Origin of the sequence: Streptomyces sp. NPDC060198, from assembly GCF_042728415.1 — a bacterium.
Taxonomy (GTDB): domain Bacteria; phylum Actinomycetota; class Actinomycetes; order Streptomycetales; family Streptomycetaceae; genus Streptomyces.
Genome location: NZ_JBHWZJ010000370.1, coordinates 1 through 6,842, shown reverse-complemented (window position 1 = coordinate 6,842; position 6,842 = coordinate 1). Strand labels below are relative to the sequence as shown.

Sequence of the window (6,842 nt, the reverse complement as noted above, 5' to 3'; positions counted from 1 at the left end):
CCCGGTACGCCCTGGCCGCCTGCCTGGCTGCCGCCGCCGCCCTCGGCGGAGTCGCGGTGTGGCAGAACCAGGTGGCGCGGGGCGCCCAGCAGGAGGCCGACAGCGCCCACCGGCAGAGCGAACTGCTGGCGCGGGTGCTCTCCGCACCGGACGCGAAGACGGCGTCGGCGGAGTTCGCCGCCGGGGCGCGCGGCACGGTCGTGGTGTCGTCGAGCGAGAACCGGGCCGTGTTCCTGTCCTCGGGGCTGGAGCGCCCCTCCGCGGGCAAGGTCTACCAGCTGTGGTTCGCGGACGGCGGGACGATGCGTTCGGCCGGGCTGATGGACCCGGACGCGACAGGCGACGCGGTGCTCCTGGCCGGCCCGGTGGACGGTGCGTCGGGCATGGGCGTCACCGTCGAGCCCGCGGGCGGCTCGACGGCACCCACCTCCGCGCCCCTCGCGCTGATGGACTTCCCGACGGCCTGATCGGGGGCGTCGTCGGGACGACGGCCCGGGAGCTCCCTCGGGAGGTCCCGGGCCGGCCCAGTGCGTGCGGAGGACGGGTCCGCGCGGCTCAGCCCCGCCGGGGCGGCAGGGGGACGAAGCCGCTGGTTCGCGCACGGTAGGCGGCCCAGCCCGGCCTGTCGGCCAGGTGGCGTTCCAGCAGGGCCTTGCCGCTTCCGGCCACGAGCAGCCAACTCATCATCGCCGGGGCGACGGCGGTCGCCGCCGCGGCGGCCGGACTGTCCACGACGAAGAGGAACAGCCCCCACCAGACACAGAAGTCCCCGAAGTAGTTGGGGTGCCGGGTCCAGGCCCACAGGCCCCTGTCCATGATCAGGCCGCGGTGCGCCGGATCGGCCTTGAACCGCGCCAGCTGACGGTCCCCCACCGCCTCGAAGGCGAACCCCAGGGCCCACAGCGCGCACCCTGCCCAGACCCACCCGGTGGGCCGGCCGTCCACGTACTGCGCGGCCTGAACGGGGGCGGAGACCAGCCACACCAGGGCGCCCTGGAGCAGGTACACCTTGCGCAGCGCGTAGAGGTCGGGGTGGCCGGGGGCCTTGGCCAGCATGGCCGCGTAGCGGGGGTCCTCACCGTGGCCGCGTCCGCGGCGGGCGATGTGCAGGGCGAGCCGGAGACCCCAGACCACGGTCAGGGCGGTCACCAGGAGGCGTCGCACCCCGTCGCCGTCGCCCGCCGACATCCGGTACGACACGAGGGCGACGGCCGCGAACCCGATGCCCCAGGCGACGTCCACCACCCGGTGCACCCCCTTGAGCAGGGCCACGGCGAAGGTGACGAACATGACCGCCAGGGCGGCGCCCGCCGCGGGGGCGAGCCCCTGGGCGAACGCCACCCACCCGAAGCCGGTCACCGGCCCGCGCCCAGTCCCTCGTACCAACCGTGCCGGGTGGCGGGCATCGCCGCCGCCCCCGAGGCACCGGGGCGCACGCAGAGGATCTGGTCGACGCCCATCCGCCGTTCCTCGAAGGCGAGGGCGCCGCCCACCAGGTAGAGCCGCCACACCCGGGCGGTCTCCTCCCCCACCAGCGCGACGAACTCCGGCCAGCGCGCCTCCAGGGTGCGCCGCCACGCCTCCACCGTCAGGACGTAGTGCTCGCGCAGCGATTCGACGTCACGCACTTCGAGTCCGGCCCCCTCCAGCAGCCCGACGGTCTCACCGAGGGGCCGCATGTGCATGTCGGGGGCGATGTAGGACTCGATGAAGGCGCCGCCCCCGGGTGCGGTGGCTCCCCGGGACATCTGCTGGACGAGCGCCCGGCCCCCGGTACGCAGCACGTCGTGCAGGAGGGCGGTGAACGCGGGGTACTCGGCGTCGCCGACGTGCTCGCCCATCTCGACGGTGGACACCGCGTCGTAGCCGGCCCGGAAGTCCGGCAGGCCCCGGATGTCCCGGTAGTCGCGGTGGTGCACCTCGACACGGTCCTCCAGGCCGAGTTCGGCGACCCTCCGGGTCACGTGGGCGGCCTGTTCGGCGGCGAGCGTGACGGCGGTGACCCGGACGCCGTGGTGGCGCGCCGCGTACAGGGTGAGCGAGCCCCAGCCGCAGCCGATGTCCAGCAGCCTTCCGTCCGGGCCGAGTCCGAGCTTCCGGCAGATCAGTTCGAGCTTGTCGCGCTGGGCGTCGGCCGGTCCGTAACCGGGCTGTCCCTGGGCTGTCCAGTAGCCGCAGGAGTAGGCCATCGTCTCGTCGAGCAGGAGGGTGTAGAAGGCGTTGGACAGGTCGTAGTGGTGGCTGATGGCGGCCCGGTCCCGTGCCTTGCTGTGGAGGGCCCCGCGCAGACCCGCCCGGGAGGCCGGCACCGGCGGGCGGGCGCCGAGCGCACCGAGCCGTACGGCGGTGGCCGCAGCCCTGAGCCGGTCGCCGAGTCCGGGCGCGGGCAGGTGCGGCCCCCTCTCCCGGCCGGCCGCGCGCAGGGCGCGCAGTCCGTCGGCGAGATCGTCCGCGAGGTCGATGTCGCCGGTGATGTACGCCTCGGCGAGGCCGAGTTCGCCGGGCTGCCAGAGCAGCCGGCGCAGGGCGCGACGGGAGCGCACGTGCACGGTCGGCCCGTCGGCCGGGCCGGTCTCGCTGCCGTCCCACATGCGTACGCGTACCGGCAGCGGGCCGCCGAGGAACCGCTCGACCAGGGGTTCGACGCGCTGGGCGGCGCCGTACGGTGCGGCCTCGCGGGCGGCGGCACGCGGCGTGTTCCGGGGGTGCGGCACGGTGGCGGGGTCCGGGGCGGCGGTCGCGCCGGGGCCGGGAGCGGCCTGGTCGTGCGGGGAGTTCACGGTGCTCTCCTGCGGTGGGGGAAGGGCGGGTCGGCGGGCGGACGGATCGGCGGCGGGGCTCACGGCGTCCCGGGGCGGACGAGCAGGACCTGTTCGACGTTGAGGTAGCCCGAGCGGAAGCCGGCTTCGGAGTAGGCGAGGTAGAAGGTCCACATCCGCCGGAAGGTCGCGTCGAAGCCGAGGGCGTCGACCTCCTCGGCACGTTCGTGGAAGCGTTCCCGCCACAGGCGCAGGGTCTCGGCGTAATGGGTGCCGAACCGGGCGCGACGGTCGGTCCGCAGGCCGGCCCGTGCCGCGTTCTCCTCCAGCGCCCGGCTGGAGGGGATCAGCCCGCCGGGGAAGATGTACTTCTGGATCCAGGTGTGGGTGGCACTCGCCGCCCGCATCCGGTCGTCCGGCATGGTGATGGCCTGGAGGGCGATCCGGCCGGCGGGAGCGAGCCGCGCCTCCAGGGTGCGGAAGTAGACGGGCCAGTACTCCTCGCCGACGGCCTCGACCATCTCGACGCTGACGATCGCGTCGTACTCCCCGGTGACCTGCCGGTAGTCGCTCAGGAACACGTCGACCCGGTCCTCCAGTCCGGCGTCCCGGACACGGCGGCGGGCGAGGTCCCGCTGTTCGGCGGAGAGCGTGACCGTGGTGACCCGGGCGCCCCTGGCCGCGGCGCGCAGCGCCAGTTCGCCCCATCCGGTGCCGATCTCCAGCAGCCGGGTGCCCGGGCCCACCTCGGTCAGGTCGAGCAGCCGGTCGATCTTGCGGTGCTGCGCGGCCGGGAGCAGGGACCGCTCGGCCGGAAACCCCCGGAAGAGGGCGGCGGAGTAGGTCATGGTCTCGTCGAGGAAGAGCGCGAAGAGGTCGTTCGACAGGTCGTAGTGGCGGCTGATGTTGTCCCGTGCACCGTCCGGGGTGTTGGCATGCGCGGCGGGCTGCCGCTGCGCCCAGAGCGGGCGCAGCCGCTGGAGCGGCGCGGGGACGAGTTCGGCGACGTGGCCGGCGAGTACGGAGAGCACGGCGACGGGGTCGGGGGCGTCCCACTCCGCCGCCATGTAGGACTCGCCGAAGCCGATGAGCCCGTCGGTCCCGATGCGGCGGAAGAACGCGTCGGGGCGGTGGATCTCCAGCAACGGGCCGCCCAGGCCGAGGCGTTCGCCCCCTGCCAGCCGGACGCGCAGCGGAAGGCGGCCCAGGGCGTGGCGGACGACGCGTTCGGCGACGACGGACCTCGGCCGGGAGGCGCGACGGGGCCGGACGATGTCGGGCCAGCGCTCCGGGTCGGGGGCGGGGAGCACGGACGGGAAGCAGGGGGAGGTGGACACCTTCACCGCATGCCTTTCTGGGTACGGGGGCGGGGGCGCGGGACCACCGGCAGTCCGCGCAGGTGGAGGCGGATGCCGTGGAACCGGATCGCGGCCGTGACCACGGCGGTCGGCCAGGGGTGGCGTGCGGCCAGTCGCAGCAGCGCGGCCGGCCCGGCGGGGCGACCGGTGCCCCGCACGGTGGCGGTGAAGGGGCGGCAGCCGTCGCGTTCCAGATGGACGGTCAGGGCGAGCCGGGCCCCGGGTTCCGGCAGCCGCATCCGGTAGGAGCCGTCGACGGGGAAGAACGGCGAGACGTAGAAGTCCTTCTCGGCCGAGGCCGTGCCGTCCGCGCCGGGGCGCAGGAGGTAGGCGTGGCGTTCCCCGTACGTGTTGTGCACCTCGGCGACCACGCAGAGCGGGGAGCCGTCCGCGCGGTGGCACCAGTACACGGTGAGGGGATTGAAGACATGGCCGAACACCCGGGCCTGGGTGAGCATCCGCACCGTGCCGTCGCCCAGTTCGACGCCGTGGGCCTCCAGGAACCGGCTGAGCCCGGCGCGGATTCCGGGGGCCGTGCCGCCGAAGTGGTCCCGGGCGTCGAACCGGGCGAGCGGGGCCAGGGGGCGGGGCAGGCGCGGGGGGCGGTCGGGGTCGATGCACCAGAGGTAGGTGCGGTGGCGGAAGGCGTAGCGGCCCGGCCGCGTGCGTACGTGGGTGATGGTGCACGGGTACAGCACCGCACCGCCGGGAACGTCCGTCACCAGGTCACCCCCAGCGCGTGGGCCGCCTCGGCTCCGGAGCGGCAGCCGTCCTCGTGGAAACCCCAGCCGTGGTACGCCCCCGCGAACGCGGTCACCGGTCCGGAGAGCGTGGGCAGCCGTGCCTGGGCGGCGACCGACTCCGGCGTGAAGACCGGGTGTTCGTAGACCATCGAGGCGCGGACGCTCTTCGGGTCCACCCGTCCGCCGTCGTTCAAGGTGACGACGAAGGTCTCGGGGGCGTCGAGCCGTTGGAGCCGCGTCATGTCGTAGCTGACCGTGACCTGGCGGGCATCGGCCGCGCACGAGGGCATCAGGTAGTTCCAGGAGGCGCGGGCCCTCCTGGAGTCCGGCAGGAGCGTGGTGTCGGTGTGGAGCAGGGTGGTGTTGCGGGAGTACCGGAACGCGCCGAGGACCCGGGTCTCCGCGTCGGTGGGGTCGGCGAGCATCCGCAGGGCCTGGTCGGGATGCGTGGCGACGACCACGCGGTCGTACCTCTCCGTGGTCCCGTCCCCGGTGACCAGTTCGACGCCGTCGTCGTGCCGGCGCAGGGCGCGGACCGGGGTGGCCGTGCGTACCGCGGAGAGCCGCTTCGCCACCAGGTCGACGTAGGACCGGGAGCCGCCGGTGACGGTGCGCCAGACCGGCGAACCGCCGAGGGAGAGCATGCCGTGGTGGGCGAGGAAGCGGAACAGGTGGCGGGCCGGGTAGCGGAGCGCCGTGCCCGGGTCGCAGGACCAGACGGCGGAGACCACCGGGGTGAGGAAGTGGGCGCGGAAATAGGCGGAGAAGCGGTGGCGCTCGGCGAACTCCCCCAGCGTGAGGAGCCCTTCACCACCGGCGCCCTCCGGCTCCGCGAGCAGTACGCGAGCGGCCCGGTGGAAACGGGGCACCTCGGCGAGCATCCGCAGATAGGAGGGACGCAGAGCCGCGCGGGGTCGGGCGAAGAGACCTGACGCTCCCAGGGCGCCCGCGTATTCGAGCCCGCATCCCTCGCACCGGACGGACATCGACATCTCCGACTCCTGCGTACGGACACCGAGTTCGTCGAAGAGCCGCAACAGATGCGGATAGGTCCGGCGGTTGTGGACGATGAAGCCCGAGTCGACGCGGTGCACCCGGCCGTCCGACGAGGTCAGCTCGTGGGTGTGTGCGTGCCCGCCGGGACGGTCGTCCGCCTCGTAGAGCGTGACGTCGTCGGTCTTCGTGAGCACGTGGGCGGCGGTCAGCCCCGCCACCCCGCTCCCGACCACGGCCGTGCGCCGCCGTACCGCTGTCATTCCCGCTCCTGCCGGTAGTTGGTCCCTCGCCGCCACGGCCGCCCTGAGCGGGGCCGGGAGCTGCGGGGCGCCGGTCGAACAGGCGCCTCACGGAGTTGTTCGTCGCCGACGGCCACACGGATTGGCGTGGACCCGGGTGTGATCCATTCGAGTGAACGACCAATCCGTCGGCCGACCGGCCCCGAATCCCTCGTGTGACAGCAGATCGGAACGAAGCGCGAGGGCAGGGGTCCACCGGGTCTCGGCGCTCCCGCTGGGCGCGCGCCGCACTGGCCGCTCTCAGCGGGCTGATCGCCGCGTTCTGCGCCCTGTGCGTCGCGGAGTTGGCCGCAGCGGCCGTACGTCCGGAGGCGGGCCCCGTCACGGCGGTGGGGGGAGCGGTCATCGACCGCACTCCCCCCGCGGTGAAGGACTTCGCCGTCCGGAACTTCGGCACGGACGACAAGTTGGTGCTGCAACTGGGCATCCTCGTGCTCCTGGCGCTCTTCGCGCTGGCGGTGGGGGTCCTGGCGCTGCGTCACCGGCGGGTCGGCGCGTCGGCCGTTCTGCTCTTCGGTCTGGTCGGAGCGGTGGCGGCGGCGGGGCGGCCCGAGGGCAGCCCGTCGGACGCGCTGCCCTCGGTGGTCGGTGCGGTCGTCGCGGCGGGAGTGCTGTACTTCCTCGTCGGACGGCTGGCCCCGGTCCCCGCTCCGGCCCAGGTCCCGTCTCCGTCTCCCGCGGCTGGGG

At 74.2% G+C, this 6,842-nt stretch carries 6 protein-coding genes and 1 pseudogene; 2 read left to right on the top strand and 5 right to left on the bottom strand.

The annotated features are described in order from the left end of the window. On the top strand, nt 1-467 hold a 467-nt coding region (locus tag ACFWEP_RS29450; RefSeq protein ID WP_387374532.1), incomplete at its 5' end, for an anti-sigma factor. Nucleotides 468-555: 88 nt separating this feature from the next. On the opposite strand, the gene ACFWEP_RS29445 is transcribed toward ACFWEP_RS29450, so the two are convergent. From ACFWEP_RS29445 to ACFWEP_RS29425, 5 genes are all read right to left on the bottom strand, one after another. Beyond that, a complete protein-coding gene (locus ACFWEP_RS29445; RefSeq protein ID WP_387374530.1) occupies nt 556-1,359 on the bottom strand; it encodes a DUF1295 domain-containing protein in 804 nt (267 codons plus the stop codon). Continuing rightward, nucleotides 1,356-2,714, bottom strand: coding sequence for a class I SAM-dependent methyltransferase (locus ACFWEP_RS29440; protein ID WP_387374534.1), 1,359 nt, complete (start codon nt 2,712-2,714; stop codon nt 1,356-1,358). The genes ACFWEP_RS29445 and ACFWEP_RS29440 overlap by 4 nt, the downstream gene beginning before the upstream one ends. A gap of 125 nt (nt 2,715-2,839) precedes the next feature. After that, nucleotides 2,840-4,102 (bottom strand): class I SAM-dependent methyltransferase, encoded by a 1,263-nt coding sequence (locus ACFWEP_RS29435; protein WP_387374528.1) that lies wholly within the window; start codon nt 4,100-4,102, stop codon nt 2,840-2,842. Then, nucleotides 4,099-4,839, bottom strand: coding sequence for a DUF1365 domain-containing protein (locus ACFWEP_RS29430; protein ID WP_387374526.1), 741 nt, complete (start codon nt 4,837-4,839; stop codon nt 4,099-4,101). The genes ACFWEP_RS29435 and ACFWEP_RS29430 overlap by 4 nt, the downstream gene beginning before the upstream one ends. Further along, a complete protein-coding gene (locus ACFWEP_RS29425) occupies nt 4,836-6,116 on the bottom strand; it encodes an NAD(P)/FAD-dependent oxidoreductase (RefSeq protein WP_387374524.1) in 1,281 nt (426 codons plus the stop codon). Before ACFWEP_RS29425 ends, ACFWEP_RS29430 begins: the two co-directional genes overlap by 4 nt. Nucleotides 6,117-6,403: 287 nt before the next feature. Between ACFWEP_RS29425 and ACFWEP_RS29420 the strand changes: the two are divergent. Continuing rightward, nucleotides 6,404-6,842 (top strand): annotated as a pseudogene (locus ACFWEP_RS29420) (molybdopterin-binding oxidoreductase); the annotation flags it as partial.

Excerpts from the sequence above, each read along its gene's own strand:
- ACFWEP_RS29425 (WP_387374524.1), bottom strand. The coding sequence starts at position 6,116 with ATGACAGCGGTACGGCGGCGCACGGCCGTGGTCGGGAGCGGGGTGGCG.